This is a genomic window from Microbacterium sp. (assembly GCF_035554235.1).
In the GTDB taxonomy this organism is placed as follows: domain Bacteria; phylum Actinomycetota; class Actinomycetes; order Actinomycetales; family Microbacteriaceae; genus Microbacterium.
The window spans coordinates 1-17383 of record NZ_DATMIO010000028.1 but is presented as its reverse complement, the minus strand read 5'-3'; the positions used below and the strand labels follow the sequence as shown (position 1 = coordinate 17383).

Here is a 17383-nt window from a genome sequence, read left to right as displayed (position 1 = left end):
GACGGCCTCTTCGACCGCCTCGGCTGGACGGAACCCTGGGATGCGACTCGCGAGCTGCCGCTCGTGCTGCCGTGATTCGGGGAGCATCCTGGAGGCATGACTGACGCCAACCGGCGCTCCGGCCCTCCGAAGGCGCTCGTGCGGACGACCGAGGTGGTCGCGCTGGCGGTAGCCGGCCGCCGCTGGATCCCCTTGTGGGCCGTGATCCACCATCGCGGACGACGATCCGGCACCGCCTACGCGACGCCGATCGCGGTGATTCCCACGCTCGATCGCGGCGTCATCCTGATCGGACTGCCGTGGGGCGCGAAGACCAACTGGGCACTCAACGTCGTGGCGGCCGGGGGAGCTCGCATCAGATGGAGGGGCCGCGAACTCGCGGGTTCGGCGCCGCGGATCATCGAGCCCACGGATGCGGCGACGCTGGCGACGCGCCCGTTCCGGCCGATCGTGCGACGGATGCCGGCGGCCATTGTGCTGACCCGGGCAGGGTGAGCGGGTTACGGCCGCGTACCGACCCATCCGAGCGCCGGAGCGATGTGCTTCGCGAACGTCTCGACGACGCGCAGGTTGAACTCGACGCCCAGCTGGCTGGGGATCGTGAGCATCAGCGTGTCGGCGCTCTGGATGGCGGCATCCTGAAGCAGCTGTTCGACGAGCACGTCCGGCTCGGCCGCGTACGTCTTGCCGAACGTCGAGCGCATGCCATCGATGACGCCGATCTGGTCGCCGTCCTGGCGACCGCCGAAGTACATGTGATCCTCGGCCGTGACGAGCGGAAAGATCGAGCGGCTCACCGATGTCCGAGGCTCGCCGGCATGACCGGCGGCGCGCCATGCGGCACGGAACGCCTCGATCTGATCGGCCTGCAGCTCATCGAACGGGCGACCGTCGGCGGAGGTGAGCAGCGTCGATGACATCAGGTTCACGCCGATCGAGCCCGCCCATTCGGCGGACTCGCGGTTGCCCGCGCCCCACCAGATGCGCGAGCGCAGGCCGGGGGAGTGCGGCTCGATGCGCTGCATCCCCGCGACTGTCGAAGGGCCGCCGAACGGCGACGAGGCATCCCGCTCGGCCAGCCCCTCCCCCTCGATCGCCCGCAAGAACAGGTCGAAGTGCTCGCGGGCGATGTCGGCACCGCGCGGGTCCTGCGACCCCGTATAGCCGAAGGCCTCGTACCCCCGCACGACCGACTCGGGTGAGCCGCGGCTCACGCCGAGCGCCAGTCGTCCTTCGCTGATCAGATCGACGGCCGCGGCCTCTTCGGCGAGGTAGAGCGGGTTCTCGTAGCGCATGTCGATGACGCCGGTGCCGACCTCGATGTGCTGCGTGCGGGCCGCGATCGCAGCCAGGAGCGGCATGGGGGAGGCCTGCTGCCGCGCGAAGTGGTGCACGCGGAAATACGCACCGTCGACACCGAGGTCATCCATCCCCTGCGCGAGATCGATGGCCTGCAGAATCGAGTCGCCGGCGGTGAGCTGATGCCCTCCACCGAGGGGTCCGTAGTGGCCGAACGAGAGGGTTCCGAAGCGCTGCATGGTGGTTGCAACCGTAGTGCGCCCATATCCATTCCTGTGAATGGATGCCCCTCCGCTCGGCGTCGCCCTCCCGCTGGAGCGCCGAGCGTGCCTACCATGGCAGGACTCCTCGACCGGAAGGAATGCGCATGGTCCAGGTACGCGTGGCCGCAGTCGCCCTCGACGAGACGCGACAGCACGTACTGCTGGTGAAGCCGGTCGACGCGCTGCCGGGCGAAGGGAAGGTGCTGCCCGTCTGGATCGGCACGATGGAGGCGACCTCGATCCTCGTCGCGGTGCAGGGCGCTCCGGTGCCGCGCCCGCTCGCCCACGACCTCATGCGGTCGCTTCTCGAGAGCGTCGGGGCGAGCGTGGAGCGCATCGAGATCACCCGTCTCGAAGAAGGCACCTACTACGCCGAGATAACGTTGGCGACGGCTGCGGGCACGCGCGTCATCGACGCGCGGCCATCGGATGCCGTCGCCCTGGCCTCGCGCGTCGGCGCCCCGATGTGGGTGGCCGACGAGGTCATGGAGGAGGCCGGCGTCCCCGACATCACCGTGGACGAGGACGAAGAGCAGCGCGTCGACGAGTTCAAGCACTTTCTCGATGACGTGGATCCGGAGGACTTCCGAGGCTGAGGCCCGGAACACCACCCTTCCGACCCGGTGGTGCCATCGTGCTCGTCATCTCGCGTCATCGGGGAATATCCGAGTCCCTCTCTCGTTTGCGCTGTACATGACTCGTATCGGAATCAGTGACCTGGACATCTTTCCTCTCTCGCTGGGCGGCAACGTCTTCGGCTGGACCGCCGACCGCGAGACATCGTTCGCGATTCTCGATGCGTACCATTCCGGCGGCGGCGATTTCATCGACACGGCCGACGCGTACAGCGCCTGGGTGCCCGGGAACACGGGCGGCGACAGCGAGCGGATCATCGGCGAGTGGCTCGCCTCGCGCCGGCCCGAGAACGTCGTGGTCGCGACGAAGGTCAGCCAGCATCCGGAGTTCAAGGGACTGTCCGCGAAGAACGTCCGCGCCGCGGCCGAGGCCTCGCTTCAGCGGCTCGGGGTCGACACGCTCGACCTCTACTACGCGCACTTCGACGACGCGACCGTGCCGCTGGAGGAGACCGTCGCCGCGTTCGGTGACCTCGTCTCGGACGGCCTCGTGCGCTACACGGCCATCTCGAACTACAGCGCCGATCGCATCCGCGAGTGGGTCGGGCTCGCCCGCGCCGCGGGCAGCGCCCTGCCGGTCGCGATTCAGCCGCACTACAATTTGGTCCACCGCAACGAGGTCGAGGAGCAGATCGTTCCGATCGCCGAGGAGTTCGATCTGAGCCTCGTGCCGTACTACGCGCTGGCGGCGGGTTTCCTGACGGGCAAGTACCGGTCGACGGATGCCGCGGGCGAGACGTCCCCGCGCGCCGAGGGCGCGTCGAAGTACGCCACCGATCACGGCCTTCGGATCATCGACGCGCTCGAGGGCATCGGCCAGGCGCACGGGGTCTCGATCGCCGCGACCGCGCTCGCGTGGTTGCGGTCGCAGCCCGCGGTCGCCGCCCCGATCGCCAGCGCCTCCCGCGTGGAGCAGATCGCCGACCTGCTCGACGGCGCCCGCGTGCAGCTCACGGCCGAGGAGATCAGCGAGCTCACCGAGGTTTCGGCCTGGAGCCCCGCCCGGGTCTGAGGACGGGCACGTGAAGAGGTCGATCCTGGTCTTGCTCGCGGCATCCGCCCTGCTGCTTTCGGCATGCTCCCCGGTGACCGGCCCTTCGCCCACCGGATCGCACAGCACCGAATCGCCCGGCACCGAATCCCGCGACGACACGCCCCTCGTGGCGTTCTACGGCGACTCCTACACGCGGGGCACGGGCGTGTCCGATCTCTCGCGGCGCTGGTCTACGACGATCTCGGAGCAACGCGGGTGGCGGGAGTTCAACCCGAGTGTCGACGGACTCGGGTTCGTGAACAACCGCGACGCGCTCGGCGTGGACCTTCCCCGAGAGATCATCGAGGCCGACCCCGACATCGTGCTCGTCACGATGGGGCTGAACGATGCCTTCGCGTACGACCGCTTCGGCGACGGCATCCGCGACCGGATCGAGAGCGACTTCGAACGTTTGACGACCGCACTGCCGCATGCCCGCCTCATCGTCGTGGAGCCCTTCTGGTACACGGCCCAACGTCCCGAATCGATCGAGGCGATCATCGGATGGGTTCATGCCGCAGCCGACGAGGTCGGGGCCGACTACATTCCGGGGGCGTCACGCTGGATCCAGGGGCGCGCGGGCGAGATGGCCGCCGACGGACTCCACCCGAACGATGCGGGGCACGGGCTGATTGCAGAGCGAATGGATGCCGCGCTGCGCGAACTCGGGTTGTAAAGCGGGCACCCCTTCACTCGGGCACCCCTTCACTCGTACACCCCTTCACTCGGACACAGGGTCGTCGTAGGTTCGGTTCATGGTGGATCGCGCGGTGCCGAACCTTCCCTCTCGCGACTTCGATACGACGGTCTCGTTCTACGGCGGATTCGGCTTCGAGACGTCGTATCGCGACGGAGGGTGGCTGATCCTGGGACGCGACGGTGTCGTGCTCGAGTTCTTCCTCGCACCCGAGCACGACCCGTATGAGAGCTGGTTCATGGCGAGCATCCGGGTGGGCGATCTCGACGGGCTCTACGCCGCGGTCCGTGCCAGCGGAGTGCCCGAGATCGTCACCGGCATTCCGCGGCTCATCCCCGTCGCGCTGCAGGAGTGGGGACAGCGCGCCGGGTACCTGATCGATCCCGACGGGACCCAGCTGCATCTCATTGAGAACTCCGGGTGAGGAGGGGCGCTCCATCAGGCAGTTGTCAAGGGCCTCGTCGCGCAGCCACCCACGCCGCTAGCGTCAGTGACATGTGGGCGCGCGCACTGAGGCGCGGACCCGCCGCGACCCATCGGAGGGATCATCATGACTGGCACACAGCAACCCGCAGCCACAAGCAGATTCGCGGAAACGCCCATCCAGAAGACGGCGCTGATCGTCGGAATCGTCTTCCTCGTGGTGGGGATCGCCGGATTCATCCCCGGCCTCACGTCCGGACTCGATACCCTGCTGATCGCCGGGCACGAATCGCACGCGCTGCTGCTCGGCATCTTCCAGGTGTCGATCCTGCACAACGTCGTCCATCTGCTGTTCGGGATCGCGGGCATCGCGGTCGCGATGAGCGCCGTGGCGTCCCGGCGGTACCTGATCTGGGGCGGCGTGGTCTACCTCCTGCTCTGGGTCTACGGGCTCTTCACCACGGCGGAGATTCCGGCCAACTTCGTGCCGCTGAACTGGGCAGACAACTGGCTGCACCTCGTGCTCGGTGCAGGAATGGTGTTGCTCGGCGTCTTCGTCGGACGGGAATCGGGGACACGTCGCCGGTGATCCGGCACCCCCACATGTCGAGCCCCCGCCCTGAAAGGGCGGGGCTCACACCTACCTAGTTCGGGTCTTCCGCCGCCATCCCGCCGTACGAGACCTCGTTGCCGTCGGGGTCGCGGAAGATCACCCGCCGCATGCCTTCGAAGGTTTCGACGCGCGCGGGCTCGAGCCCCCGCTCGGAGATCGCGGCGGCGACGGCGCGGATGTCATCCACCATCACCATGTGCATCGAGCCGCCGGCCCGGTCCGGCACCTGCTCGATGTAGACGTAGCAGTGCCTGCCGAGTTCCCATACGGCCTCGATGTCGTGCGGGTAGAAACTCGGATCCGCACCGAAGAGCTTGCGATACCACGCCAATGCGGTATCGAAATCGGTGACCGGGAGACCCGCGAATAGATCGATGGCCATAACGGCAGGTTAGCCCCGCGATTGCCGGGAAACCAGGGGTGCAGTTCCCGGCGCCGGGCTAACATCACGGCATGGGCAACGCCGAGCCGGGCTGGTATGACGACGGAACCGGGCGCCAGCGCTGGTGGGACGGCACGCGCTGGTCGGGGCACGTCGCCGACCTGTCGGGACCGGAGGTGGAGCTCCTCTCGGAGGAGGCCCCGGCGGCGAAGCCGGGCTGGTACGACGACGAGCGTGGCCGGTGGCGCTGGTGGGACGGATCGGGGTGGACGACCAAGACCCGCTTCATCGGGGAGCATCACTCGCTCGCCGGCATCACGGTGAGCGGCGCATGGATCCATTTCGGCGATGCGAGTCAGCCCATCGCCGGAGTCGTCGCGACCTACAAGAGCTCGGGCGAGATCATTATCGACGGCGTGCAAGCGCGCTGGCACGCGCAGGCCGACGTGCAGCAGGAGTCACGCGCGCGAGCCTTCGTGGAGTGGGTCAACTCCGTCTCGCGGCACTACGACGAGCGCCGCTGACCCTCGGGATCGTCCTTCGCCGCCGACCTCGCCGTCGCCGACGTCGCCGATGCCGCCCGCTTCGCGGCGCGACGCCGGCGGACGAGCCGGACGATGCCCCACACGATCAGTGCGGCGAGGGCGACCACCACGATCCACGGGATCAGGAAGCCGAGGGCGATCACGACGCCGTTGAGCGTCGCGACGAGCGCGTTCCAGCCGGCGGTGATGCCGTCGCCGAAGCCCGCGGGATCGGCCTCGACGGGTTCGGTCGCGGTCGTCAGGCTCACCGAGAGCGTCGACATCGCGACCTGGCTCTCGAGCTGGGCGAGCTGCTGCTCGTAGCTCTCGAGCAGAGCCTGGCGGTCGGAGAGGGCGACCTCCGCGGCGATCAGGTCGCTGACCGATGCCGACTGCGCCATGAGCTGTGTCAGCCGGTCGACCGAGGCCTGCGTCGCTTCGACGCGGGCACGGAGGTCGATCGCCTGGTCGGTGACATCGCTGCGATTGATCGAGACGGACGTCACCTCGCCCACGTTGTCGAGGTCGTCGATCGCGGCGTTGAGGTCTTCGGCGGGTACCCGGATGGTGACCGAGCCGTATCCCGGTCCCGAAGGCTGCGGGTACATGATCGAGCCGTCCTCGACGAGCGGCGTCACGCCGTCGCCGTCGGTGCCGACGTTCATGCTCTCGACGTAGCCGGCATAGCCCTCCGCGAGGGCGGCGATCTCGTCGGCGGAGTCGGCGAGATCGCCGACGAGTACAGCGGCGGATGCCGACGCGATGATGTCGCGGTCGGCGTCCGGCGCCGCAGCCGCCTGGTCGGTGGCCGTGAGCCCGGTCGTGCTCGAGGCGTCGCCGCCGCCTTCGCGGGCCACCTCGGGCTCCGCCATCCCGCCCCCGACGGCCGGGTCGATGGCGGGTTGGTCCGCCGTGCTGCCTGCACTCGAGGGGTTCACGAGCCCGCCCACACTCGGGGCGATCACCGCGGCGATGGCGACGACCGCGGCGGCCGAGCCGAGCCCGATCCAGACGCCGGTGCGGCGCTTGCGGGAGCGCGAGGCGTCGCGGGTGCGGTCCTCGGCGATGCGGGCGAACACAGCGGATTCCATCCGGTCGACCGTGTCGTCGGTCAATTCGGGGAGCGTGTCGGTAGGAGACATCAGCCTTCCGTTTCTCTCAGAGCGGTCCGCATATGCGTGCGGATGCGCGAGAGACGATTGCGCACGACCCCGTGGGCGACGCCGAGCTCGTCGGCGGCGGCCTGGTAGGCGTAACCCTCGGTGGCGCAGAGGCGGAAGATCTGCTGATCGAGCGGACTCAGGCCCTCGACCTCGCGCAGGATGCGTCCCGCGAAGTCCGCATCGATGACCTGCTGCTCGACGTCCACCGTGCTGGGCACGGTCTCATCGGCCGCCCCGGCGGTGTTCGCGCGGTCGCGGATGCGGGCCCGGATGCGGTTCGCCGCCTGGAAGCGGCACACTGTTGCGAGCCACGGGAGGAGGGAATCTCCCGCGAGCTCGAATCCCGGCAGCTTGCGCCACGCGACCACGAAGGTCTCCTGGGTCACGTCCTCCGCGTCGGCGGGGTCGCCGAGCAGGCCGTGCGCCAGCCAGTACACCGGGCGCACATATGCGCGGTAGAGCTCGCGGAACGCGTGCTCACTGCCGCTCGCGGCCTGCGCCACGAGCGCAGCGTCATCCGTCGCCACCCGCTCGATCATGCCTCATCCGTCCTCCGGCCGTTCGTCGACGGGCCGGCGCCTCATTGTCTCTCACCCTGCAAGTGTCGACGCGGGCGGGATCGTCTCACGCCGATCAGCCCGGCGTGGCCGCGTCATCCTCCCTGTATCCTGTACAGGCGAGAGGGAGTATCCCGTCATCGCGCGTCCGTCACCACGGGAGCCATCGCCGCATCCCCGGGCGCGCACCGCCGCATCGAGATTCGGATGCCGCGGGGGAGAGACTTTCGGCTCTTCGACGTCCCTCCTTGAAAGGCCCTGAATGGACCTCCAACTCCCGCTGTGGTTCGAGATCGGCTCGCTGATCGTGCTGACGCTGATCCTTGTCGGCGACCTGCTGCTCATCCTGAAGCGCCCCCACATCCCCTCGACCCGCGAGTCGACGCTGTGGGTCGTGTTCTACGTGACGCTCGCGCTCCTCTTCGCAGGCCTGATGTGGGTGTTCTCCACACCCGAGTACGCGGGGCAGTTCATCGCCGGCTGGCTCACCGAGTACAGCCTCTCGATCGACAACCTCTTCGTCTTCGTGCTCATCATGAGCCAGTTCGCCGTCCCGCGCCGCTACCAGCAGGAAGTGCTGATGGTGGGCATCATCATCGCCCTCATCCTGCGCGGCGCGTTCATCCTCGTCGGCGCCGCGGTCATCGAGAACTTCAGTCCGATCTTCTACCTCTTCGGCGCGTTCCTCGTCTGGACGGCCTGGCGCCAGGCCTTCCCGGGTGGCGACCACGACGACGACGTCAAGCGCGAGAACTTCATCGTGCGGATGCTGCGTCGCACGATCGACATCAGCGACCACTACGACGGCGCGAAGCTTCGCACCGTCGTGGAAGGCAAGAAGATGTGGACGCCGATGATCATCGTCTTCGCGGCGATCGGTGTCACCGACCTGCTCTTCGCGATCGACTCGATCCCGGCGATCTTCGGCATCACGACGAGTCCGTTCATCGTCTTCACGGCGAACATCTTCGCCCTGATGGGCCTGCGCCAGCTGTACTTCCTCCTCGGCGACCTGCTCGACCGCCTGCGCTACCTGCACTACGGCATCGCGTTCATCCTGGCCTTCATCGGCCTGAAGCTGATCTTCCACGCCATGCACGTCAACGAGCTGCCGTTCATCAACAACGGCGAGCACATCGAGTGGGCTCCGGAGATCTCCACCTGGATGTCGCTCGCGGTCATCGTGCTGTCGATGGTCGTGGCGACGGTCGCGAGCCTCGTCGCGTCGGCGCGCGACAAGCGCTCCGGCACCGTGGCGTCGGCCGAGGCGGTGGCCGAGGAGAAGGGCACGCCCTCGACCGTGGATGACACGTCCTCCACGGTGGATGACACGTCCTCCACGCCCCCGGCTGCGCACTAGCGAGCCGCGGGCGGGGGCGGGTCTATGACCGGCTCGGGGCGGCGCAGGGCGGGCCGGTGGTATTCTGGGCAGGTGCGGATCGCCTGCCTTCTCCTTAGCGGCCGCGACGAGACCTCGTTCTAGGCCTCTCTCGTCGCGGAGTCTGTCGCGGGCCCTCATCCCGAACTTCAGGAGATTGAACGCATGAGCAGCACCCCGATTTCCGGCATTCCCGACCACCCGCGCACCCTCGCAGAGAAGGTGTGGGACGACCACCTCGTCGTCAAGGGCGAGAACGGCGAGCCCGATCTGATCTACATCGACCTGCACCTCGTGCACGAGGTCACCAGCCCGCAGGCCTTCGACGGCCTGCGAGCCGAGGGACGGCCGTTGCGCCGCCGCGACCTCACGATCGCGACTGAGGACCACAACACCCCCACGCTCGCGATCGACAAGCCCATCGCCGACCTGACCAGTCGCACCCAGATCGAGACGCTGCGTCGAAACGCGGCCGAGTTCGATGTGCGACTGCACTCGCTGGGCGACAAAGAGCAGGGCATCGTGCACGTCGTCGGTCCGCAGCTCGGGCTGACGATGCCCGGTATCACCGTGGTCTGCGGCGACAGCCATACGAGCACTCACGGCGCGTTCGGCGCGATGGCCTTCGGCATCGGGACGAGCGAAGTCGAGCACGTCATGGCGACCCAGACCCTTCCGCTCACGCCGTTCAAGACGATGGCGATCACGGTGGAGGGCACCCTCAAGCCGGGCGTCACCGCGAAGGACATCATCCTCGCGGTCATCGCGAAGATCGGCACCGGCGGGGGACAGGGGTACGTGCTCGAGTTCCGCGGCAGCGCGATCCGCGCGCTCTCGATGGAGGGCCGGATGACCGTCTGCAACATGTCGATCGAGGCCGGCGCGCGCGCGGGCATGGTCGCTCCGGACGAGACCACGTTCGCCTACGTCGAGGGCCGCCCGCACGCCCCGAAGGGGCAGGACTGGGATGACGCGGTCGCCTACTGGCGCACCCTGCCCACCGACGAGGGCGCCGTCTTCGACGCCGAGGTCTACCTCGACGCCGATGAGCTCGAGCCGTTCGTCACGTGGGGCACGAACCCCGGGCAGGGCGTCTCGCTCTCGGGCGTGGTGCCGACCCCGGCCGAGTTCGCCGATCCCAACGAGCGGGCAGCGGCCGAGCGGGCGCTCGAGTACATGGACCTGAAGGCGGGCACACCGCTGAAGGAAGTGCCGGTGGATGCCGTCTTCATGGGCTCCTGCACGAACAGTCGAATCGAGGACCTGCGCGCCTTCGCGTCGATCGTGAAGGGCCGCAAGAAGGCGGATGGCGTGCGCGTCATGGTGGTGCCGGGCTCCGCCCGTGTGCGCCTCGAGGCCGAGGCCGAGGGGCTCGACAAGGTCTTCATCGACTTCGGTGCCGAGTGGCGGTTCGCCGGCTGCTCGATGTGCCTCGGCATGAACCCCGACCAGCTCGCCCCCGGTGAGCGCTGCGCGTCGACCTCCAACCGCAACTTCGAGGGGCGTCAGGGGAAGGGCGGGCGTACGCACCTCGTCTCGCCGCTCGTCGCGGCGGCCACGGCCGTGCGAGGAACGCTGTCGAGCCCCAGCGACCTGGAACCGAGTGACCTGGAACCGAGTGACCTGGAACAGGGTGATCTCGAGGAGACGCCGATCTACGCGGCCGTCAAGGCGGGGGAGGCCTGACCATGGAGAAGTTCACCACCCACACCGGTGTCGCCGCCCCGCTCAAGCGCTCGAACGTCGACACCGATCAGATCATCCCGGCGGTATATCTCAAGCGCGTCACCAAGACCGGCTTCGAAGACGCGCTGTTCGCGGCGTGGCGTCAGGACCCGGACTTCGTCCTGAACCAGCCCGCGTTCCAGGGCGCCAGCATCCTGGTCGCCGGCTCCGATTTCGGCACCGGATCCAGCCGCGAGCACGCCGTCTGGGCCCTCCGCGACTTCGGTTTCAAGGTGGTGCTGAGCCCGCGTTTCGGCGACATATTCCGGGGCAACTCGGGGAAGCAGGGCCTGGTCACCGGCCTGATCTCCGATGATGACCTCGAGCGCATCTGGGCCGCCATCGAGGCGGATCCGGGTGTTCGGATGACGGTCGACCTCGAGGCTCGGACCGCCGCCGTCGCCCCGTCGGCGGGCTCAGCGACCGGCTTCACGGTTGCTTTCGACATCGATGATTACACTAGGTGGCGGCTCCTCGAAGGGCTCGATGACATCGGGCTCACTCTGCGGAACGAAGAAAAGATCGCAGAATTCGAGGCCCGCCGCGAGGCGTGGCGGCCACGGACGATACCCGTCCCGTGAGCCTGGTGCCCCCACCATCAGAGGGGACACCGGCCGAATCAGACCACGCCCTCGACCACCTAAGTGAGGCCCATCGCATGACGACCATCCTGAACGAGTCCGCAGTGTCCGCGTCGGGAGGGTTGGGCGAAGTCCTCGCCATCCGAGGCGGACGACCTCTGCGCGGGCGCGTCGAGGTCAAGGGGGCGAAGAACCTCGCCACGAAGGCGATGGTCGCATCGCTCCTGGGCGACACGCCGAGCGTGCTGCGCGATGTGCCCGACATCAGCGATGTCAAGGTCGTGCGATCCCTCCTCGAGGTGCACGGTGTCACGGTCGACGACGGCGACGAAGAGGGCGCGCTCAGCTTCGACCCCAGCGGCGCGGTCTCGGCGCACATGGAGGAGATCGACGCGCACGCGGGGGCCTCGCGCATCCCGATCCTGTTCTGCGGGCCGCTCCTGCACCTCCTCGGGGAGGCGCTGATCCCCGACCTCGGCGGATGCCGGATCGGCGACCGGCCCATCAACTTCCACATGGACGCGCTTCGCGCGTTCGGTGCGATCGTCGACAAGAGCTACGAGGGGATCCGCATCACGGCCCCGAACGGCCTCACCGGCGCGAACATCGAACTGCCGTACCCGAGCGTCGGGGCCACCGAGCAGGTGCTGCTCACGGCGGTGAAGGCCAAGGGGATCACCGAGCTCAAGAATGCGGCGATCGAGCCCGAGATCATGGATCTCATCGCCGTGCTCCAGAAGATGGGCGCGATCATCTCCTACGAGCCCAACCGAGTCATCCTGATCGAGGGCGTCGACCGGCTGGTCGGCTACGACCACCGCGCCATCTTCGACCGCAACGAGGCGGCATCCTGGGCCTGCGCGGCGCTGGCGACCGACGGCGAGATCTTCGTCGGCGGAGCGAAACAGCAGGAGATGCTGACGTTCCTCAACGTGTTCCGAAAGGTCGGCGGCTGGTTCGACGTCCGCGAGGACGGCATCCTGTTCCGCCGCGGCGGCGCCCTCAAGCCCGTCGTCGTAGAGACCGACGTGCACCCCGGCTTCATGACCGACTGGCAGCAGCCGCTGATCGTCGCGCTCACGCAGGCGGAGGGCGAGTCGATCGTGCACGAGACGGTCTACGAGAACCGCCTCGGCTTCACCGAAGCGCTCGTCAAGATGGGCGCCGACATCGTCGTGCACCCGCACGGGATCGAGGGCGGTCCGCGGCGCGTGCCGCGCCGCGAGCTCGAGCAGGCGGCGGTCATCCACGGCCCCACACCCCTGCACAGCGCCGACATCGTCGTGCCCGACCTGCGCGGCGGCTACAGCCATGTCATCGCCGCCCTCACCGCACAGGGCGAATCGATCGTTTCGGGTGTCGGTGTGATCAGCCGCGGATACGAGAAGTTCTTCGCCAAGCTCGAGGCGCTCGGCGCCGACTTCGACGTCATCGGCTGACCGACGTGGCCGCATCCCGCCCCGGCGCATCTCGCACCGCCGCGTCTCGCCCGCCTGCGTCGGCGGAAAAGACGCGCCCGTCGATCTTCTGGCCACTCGCCGCCATCGCCGTCCCCGCCATCGGCGTGCTCGCCGCGATCAAAGTCGAGGGCGCCGAGAACCTTCCCCGTGAAGGGGCGTACGTGCTGGCCCCCAACCACTACACCGAGATCGACCCGCTGATCGTGGCGGCCGCGGTGTGGCGGGCGGGACGTGCGCCGCGCTTCATGGCGAAGGAGAGCCTCTTCAAGGTCCCCGTGCTCGGGGCGGTGCTCCGCGCGACCGGAATGGTCCCAGTGGCGCGATCGAGCTCGAGCGCGTCGGCGCGCCGGACCCTCGACGCCTCGGAGCAGCTCGTCGAGCACGGCCGCGGCGTCATCGTGTACCCGGAGGGAACCCTCACCCGCGACCCCGACATGTGGCCGATGCGCGGCAAGACCGGTGCGGTGCGGCTCGCCCTGGAGGGCGATATCCCCCTGATCCCCATGGCGCAGTGGGGCACCCAGGAGATCATGGCGCGCTACGGCAAGAAGATCGACCTCTGGCCACCGCGAAAGCGCGTGCGCGTCGTGATCGGCACGCCGGTGAACATCGACGAGTACCGCGGCAAGCAGGCCTCGCCCGCCGCCCTGAACAGGGCGACGACCGTGCTCATGAACGACATCACGCGCCTCCTCGAGGGGCTCCGCGGCGAGACGGCTCCCGCCGAACGCTGGAATCCGGCGGCCCACGGGCAGAAGGAGACGGGTCGCCTTGAGTCGTAAAGGTCAGGCCCCCCGGGTCACCGTGATCGGCGCCGGCAGCTGGGGCACGACGTTCGGCAAGATCCTCGCCGACGGCGGCGCCCACGTCACCATGTGGGCGCGGCGCCCCGAGCTGGCGCACGAGATCGCCGAGGCCAAGCGCAACAGCCACTACCTTCCGGGCATCAACCTGCCGCGCGGGATGACCGCGACCCATCACTTGTCCGAGGCGCTCGAGGGCGCGGAACAGGTGTACCTGTCGATACCGAGTCAGGCGGTACGGCAGAACCTCAAGGCCGTGCGGCCCCTGATCGCCGGCACGGACGCGCCGATCGTGAGCCTCATGAAGGGCGTCGAGCGGCGCAGCGGACTGCGGATGAGTCAGATCATCGAGCAGGAGCTGCACATCGATCCCGATCGGATCGCCGTGGCATCCGGGCCGAACCTCGCCCTCGAGATCGCGCGCGAGCAGCCGACGGCGGCCGTCATCTCGTCGACGAGCCGCGACACGGCGGACGCCGTCGCCCGGCGCGCCCGCAACGGCTACTTCCGCACCTTCGTCAACACCGACGTGATCGGCACCGAGTTCGGCGGGGTGCTGAAGAACCTCATCGCGGTGGCAATCGGCATCGTCGACGGCGTCGGCTATGGCGAGAACACGAAGGCGTCGATCATCACGCGCGGGCTCGTCGAGATGACCGACTTCGCGATCGCGTACGGTGCGCAGCCCGAGACGCTGCAGGGCCTTGCGGGCCTCGGCGACCTGATCGCGACCTGCCAGTCACCGCTCAGCCGCAACAACACGGCCGGCCGCCTGCTCGGGCAGGGATACCGCTTCGACGACGTGGTCAAGCAGATGAACCAGACGGCAGAAGGCCTCGCCTCCGTGGCGCCCATCCTGCAACTGGCAAAAGAGGTCGGCGTGCAGATGCCCATCGTGGAGCAGGTGAAGATGGTGCTCGATGGCACCATGAACCCGCGCGACATCGCGCCCCACCTCACCACCGACGACGACACCCCGAAGGGTGAGAGGACGCAGAATGGACAAGCCGGCGGTGGCGGTGCTCTTTGGCGGTCGATCCAGCGAGCACTCGATCAGTTCCGCAACAGCGGGCGGGGTTCTGAGGGCGATCAACCGTGACCTGTACCGGGTGATCCCGATCGGCATCACCCGGGGCGGCGTCTTCGTGCTCGAAGACGATGACGCCGACAAGTTCGCGATGAACGCCGACGGCCTCCCGGAGGTCGTGGACAACGGCACCCGCGTTCTCTGGCCCGAGGGCGGCGGCGATCGCGCACTGCGGGTGCGCCGCGAGGACGGCAGGATCGACGAGCTCGGCGACGTGGATGTCGTGCTGCCGATCCTGCACGGGATGCACGGCGAGGACGGCACGATCCAGGGCTTCTTCGACACCCTCGAGCTGCCCTACGCCGGCGGCGGGGTGCTCGATTCCGCGCTGTGCATGGACAAGCACTTCATGAAGATCGCCCTCGAGGCCTCCGGTGTGCCCGTCTCACCGTGGGTGACCGTGCGCGCATCGCGCTGGGCGTCGGATCCCGAGGGCGTGCGGGCGGATGCCGCAGGCCTGGGACTTCCCGCGTTCGTCAAGCCGGCCCGCGCCGGATCGAGCGTCGGCGTGTCGAAGGTCGCGGACTGGTCGCAACTCGACGCCGCACTCGAGCTCGCCTTCGACGAGGACGACAAGGTGCTCATCGAGACCGGGATGATCGGCCGCGAGATCGAGGTGGCGATCCTCGACGGGCGACCCGGGCACCCCGCGCGTGCGTCGCTTCCGGGAGAGATCATTCTGACGACCCGGGAGTTCTACGACTTCGAGGGCAAGTACCTCGGCGGCGACGGTGTGGATGTCGTGTGCCCGGCGGAGCTGCCCGCCCACCTCATTCGCGACATCCAGCAACTCGGCATCCGTGCCTTCGAAGCGGTCGATGGCCAAGGCCTCGCCCGCGTCGACTTCTTCGCGACCGCGGACGGGCTCGTCGTGAACGAGCTCAACACGATGCCGGGCTTCACGCCGATCTCGATGTTCCCGAAGTGCTGGATCGCGTCGGGCATGACGTACCCGGAGCTCATCTCGGAGCTCATCGAAGGCGCCCTCGCCCGCGCCGCCGCGTAGCCGCCCCGCTGGCGGACGAAGGCGAATTCCCCAAACTGGGGCGAATTTCGCAAACGAGGGGTACAGTAGTGCACGGACCTGTTCTGGGGATAGGTCTGAGACGCCTGTTCTGGGGAATCGGCGTCGGGCACCTGTTCTGGGGAATGGGGGTCTTCGCACCTGTCGGGGGATAGGTGTGTGGTGAAGCACTTAAGGGGACAAACGTGCTTAAGAAAACCATCTCTGCTTTGGCGTTGGCTGGAGCACTCATTGCAACGCCGATGGCCGCGAACGCGGTCGACGAGCCGTATACGCCGGCTCCACCTTCGGGAGCGACCCTGGCGGGCTCCGTCGTCGTAAGCGATTGCGTCGGCGATGTGCCGTGGATCAGGTTCTCGCTCTCGCTCGATGATCCGGACAACGTCGCTACGGGCAACACCGCGACGCTCGTCATCACGAATGGCACGAACAACGTGAGCGTGCCGCTCGGCCAGCTGGTCGACGGCAAGCTCAAGGGCAGCGTGCTGTGGCCTGGCGCGAGCGTCGATTCTTCTGGCAACCCGACGGGCTGGCCCGGCTGGATGCAGCAGAACGGCGAGTGGGTCCAGACATCGGGCAACTTCGCGTGGACACGTGGCGGCATCAGCGCGGTGGTCCGGGTCAACCCGGATCTGTCCGTGCCGCTGTCATACCCGCGGTCGAGTCCGGAGTGCGCCACCGGACCGACGTTCGCCTCGATCTCGGGTAACCCCGCAGACCTGGCGGCGACCGGCATGAACGCGACGGCCGTGCCGATCGCGCTCGGTGTCGGCGGTGTGCTGCTCATCGGTGGCATCGTGCTCGTCGCTCGACGTCGCATCGCGCGACGCTAGGCGATCGTGGCGGCCGAGAAGCCGTCGCCTCGCCCCTCACATCGCCGCAGAACGGCGTGGATCGTCATCAGTGCGGTCCTTGCCGTGCTCGTGGCGTGGGGGGCGTGGGTCGGCGTGCGTGCGATACAGGCGAAGGACGAGCTCGAGGGCATGGTCCCCGCGGCCGCGGCCCTTCAGGGCGCCGTGGACGCGGGTGACCTGCCCGGGGCGATGGCGGAGGCGGACGCGCTCGCGGGGCATGCCGCCCGCGCGTCCGAATTGAGCGGCGACGTCCTCTGGCGCGCCGCCGAGGTGGTGCCCGTCGTGGGACCGAATCTGGCGGCGGTGCGAGTCGCATCCGCCCAGATCGATGCGCTGAGCGCGCGTGCGATCCAGCCGCTGCTCGCCGTGTCGTCGAGCTTCTCGGCGATGAACGATCCGCAGTCGGGATCCTTCGATGTGGCAGCGATCGAGACGGCCCATCGGCCGTTGAGCGAAGCCGCCCGGGCGCTGTCGGCCGCATCGGACGAGCTGTCCGGCCTCTCGCTGGCATCGGTCGTCGGTCCCCTCGAAGACGGAGTCGCCGAATTGCAGACGCAGGTCGATCGGGCGCTCGTCGTCACGACGCAGCTTGCCGATGTGACGTCCGTGCTCCCGAGCATGCTGGGCTCCGAGGGACCGCGCAGCATCCTGCTCGCGTTCCAGAACAACGCCGAGCTCCGCACCGGAGGTGGCATCACGGCCGCGTTCGCGGAGGTGCGCGCCGAGGGCGGTGCGCTCACGCTCGTCGATCAGGCGAGTACGGGGGATTTCCCCGGGCTCGACGAGCCGATCATGACCCTTCCGGAGTCCACGACGACGCTGTATGGCGCCGCCGCGGGGGAGTGGGTGCAGAACATCACGATGCCCGCCGACTTCGAGGTG

The 17383-nt window shown here is 68.4% G+C and carries 20 protein-coding genes; 16 read left to right on the top strand and 4 right to left on the bottom strand.

Features of this window, described 5'->3' with window-relative positions:
• Window positions 1–96: 96 nt before the first annotated feature.
• Window positions 97–495: a nitroreductase family deazaflavin-dependent oxidoreductase gene (locus VNT50_RS01510; protein ID WP_325483347.1), complete on the top strand. Its 399-nt coding sequence runs from the start codon at window positions 97–99 to the stop codon at window positions 493–495.
• A 5-nt stretch (window positions 496–500) separates the two neighbouring features.
• On the opposite strand, the gene VNT50_RS01505 is transcribed toward VNT50_RS01510, so the two are convergent.
• Window positions 501–1538 carry an LLM class flavin-dependent oxidoreductase gene (locus VNT50_RS01505; RefSeq protein WP_325483346.1) on the bottom strand — a complete coding sequence of 346 codons (1038 nt, stop codon included), beginning with the start codon at window positions 1536–1538 and terminating at the stop codon, window positions 501–503.
• 128 nt (window positions 1539–1666) lie between these two features.
• Here VNT50_RS01505 and VNT50_RS01500 point away from each other — a divergent pair, with 128 nt between their 5' ends.
• The 5 genes from VNT50_RS01500 to VNT50_RS01480 all read left to right on the top strand — a co-directional run bounded on the left by VNT50_RS01500 (window position 1667) and on the right by VNT50_RS01480 (window position 4939).
• Window positions 1667–2158 carry a bifunctional nuclease family protein gene (locus VNT50_RS01500; protein WP_325483345.1) on the top strand — a complete coding sequence of 164 codons (492 nt, stop codon included), beginning with the start codon at window positions 1667–1669 and terminating at the stop codon, window positions 2156–2158.
• A 97-nt stretch (window positions 2159–2255) separates the two neighbouring features.
• Window positions 2256–3209 carry an aldo/keto reductase gene (locus VNT50_RS01495; RefSeq protein WP_325483344.1) on the top strand — a complete coding sequence of 318 codons (954 nt, stop codon included), beginning with the start codon at window positions 2256–2258 and terminating at the stop codon, window positions 3207–3209.
• A gap of 10 nt (window positions 3210–3219) precedes the next feature.
• Window positions 3220–3906 (top strand): SGNH/GDSL hydrolase family protein, encoded by a 687-nt coding sequence (locus VNT50_RS01490; protein WP_325483343.1) that lies wholly within the window; start codon window positions 3220–3222, stop codon window positions 3904–3906.
• 79 nt (window positions 3907–3985) lie between these two features.
• Window positions 3986–4351 carry a bleomycin resistance protein gene (locus tag VNT50_RS01485; protein WP_325483342.1) on the top strand — a complete coding sequence of 122 codons (366 nt, stop codon included), beginning with the start codon at window positions 3986–3988 and terminating at the stop codon, window positions 4349–4351.
• 126 nt (window positions 4352–4477) lie between these two features.
• Entirely contained in the window at window positions 4478–4939 is a 462-nt protein-coding gene (locus tag VNT50_RS01480) for a DUF4383 domain-containing protein (protein ID WP_325483341.1), read from the top strand.
• A gap of 55 nt (window positions 4940–4994) precedes the next feature.
• Here the strand turns inward: VNT50_RS01480 and VNT50_RS01475 are convergent, their stop codons facing one another.
• Window positions 4995–5345, bottom strand: a complete 351-nt coding sequence (locus VNT50_RS01475) for a VOC family protein (protein ID WP_325483340.1) — start codon at window positions 5343–5345, stop codon at window positions 4995–4997.
• A gap of 71 nt (window positions 5346–5416) precedes the next feature.
• Between VNT50_RS01475 and VNT50_RS01470 the strand changes: the two genes are divergently transcribed.
• Window positions 5417–5869: a DUF2510 domain-containing protein gene (locus VNT50_RS01470; protein WP_325483339.1), complete on the top strand. Its 453-nt coding sequence runs from the start codon at window positions 5417–5419 to the stop codon at window positions 5867–5869.
• Here the strand turns inward: VNT50_RS01470 and VNT50_RS01465 are convergent.
• Together VNT50_RS01465 and VNT50_RS01460 are read right to left on the bottom strand one after the other, a co-directional pair.
• On the bottom strand, window positions 5851–7011 hold the full coding sequence (locus VNT50_RS01465; RefSeq protein WP_325483338.1) for a DUF4349 domain-containing protein: 1161 nt from the start codon (window positions 7009–7011) through the stop codon (window positions 5851–5853). The two genes, VNT50_RS01470 and VNT50_RS01465, sit on opposite strands and share 19 nt — an antisense overlap.
• Entirely contained in the window at window positions 7011–7571 is a 561-nt protein-coding gene (locus VNT50_RS01460) for an RNA polymerase sigma factor (RefSeq protein WP_325483337.1), read from the bottom strand. Before VNT50_RS01460 ends, VNT50_RS01465 begins: the two co-directional genes overlap by 1 nt.
• A gap of 280 nt (window positions 7572–7851) precedes the next feature.
• Here VNT50_RS01460 and VNT50_RS01455 point away from each other — a divergent pair, with 280 nt between their 5' ends.
• From VNT50_RS01455 to VNT50_RS01415, 9 genes are all read left to right on the top strand, one after another.
• A complete protein-coding gene (locus VNT50_RS01455) occupies window positions 7852–8949 on the top strand; it encodes a TerC family protein (RefSeq protein WP_325483336.1) in 1098 nt (365 codons plus the stop codon).
• Between the two features lie 183 nt (window positions 8950–9132).
• The gene (leuC, locus tag VNT50_RS01450) at window positions 9133–10653 is read left to right on the top strand and encodes a 3-isopropylmalate dehydratase large subunit (RefSeq protein WP_325483335.1); all 1521 of its coding nucleotides are present in this window, start codon (window positions 9133–9135) and stop codon (window positions 10651–10653) included.
• Window positions 10654–10655: 2 nt separating this feature from the next.
• On the top strand, window positions 10656–11273 hold the full coding sequence (gene leuD / locus VNT50_RS01445; RefSeq protein ID WP_325483334.1) for a 3-isopropylmalate dehydratase small subunit: 618 nt from the start codon (window positions 10656–10658) through the stop codon (window positions 11271–11273).
• Between the two features lie 77 nt (window positions 11274–11350).
• Window positions 11351–12712 (top strand): UDP-N-acetylglucosamine 1-carboxyvinyltransferase, encoded by a 1362-nt coding sequence (murA, locus tag VNT50_RS01440; RefSeq protein ID WP_325483333.1) that lies wholly within the window; start codon window positions 11351–11353, stop codon window positions 12710–12712.
• A 5-nt stretch (window positions 12713–12717) separates the two neighbouring features.
• Window positions 12718–13515: a lysophospholipid acyltransferase family protein gene (locus tag VNT50_RS01435; protein WP_325483332.1), complete on the top strand. Its 798-nt coding sequence runs from the start codon at window positions 12718–12720 to the stop codon at window positions 13513–13515.
• Window positions 13505–14635, top strand: a complete 1131-nt coding sequence (locus tag VNT50_RS01430) for an NAD(P)H-dependent glycerol-3-phosphate dehydrogenase (protein ID WP_325483331.1) — start codon at window positions 13505–13507, stop codon at window positions 14633–14635. The genes VNT50_RS01435 and VNT50_RS01430 overlap by 11 nt, the downstream gene beginning before the upstream one ends.
• Window positions 14535–15629 (top strand): D-alanine--D-alanine ligase family protein, encoded by a 1095-nt coding sequence (locus tag VNT50_RS01425; RefSeq protein WP_325483330.1) that lies wholly within the window; start codon window positions 14535–14537, stop codon window positions 15627–15629. Before VNT50_RS01430 ends, VNT50_RS01425 begins: the two co-directional genes overlap by 101 nt.
• 260 nt (window positions 15630–15889) lie before the next feature.
• On the top strand, window positions 15890–16480 hold the full coding sequence (locus tag VNT50_RS01420; protein WP_325483329.1) for an LPXTG cell wall anchor domain-containing protein: 591 nt from the start codon (window positions 15890–15892) through the stop codon (window positions 16478–16480).
• Window positions 16481–16486: 6 nt separating this feature from the next.
• Window positions 16487–17383: DUF4012 domain-containing protein (locus VNT50_RS01415; protein ID WP_325483328.1), on the top strand; the 897-nt coding region annotated here is incomplete at its 3' end.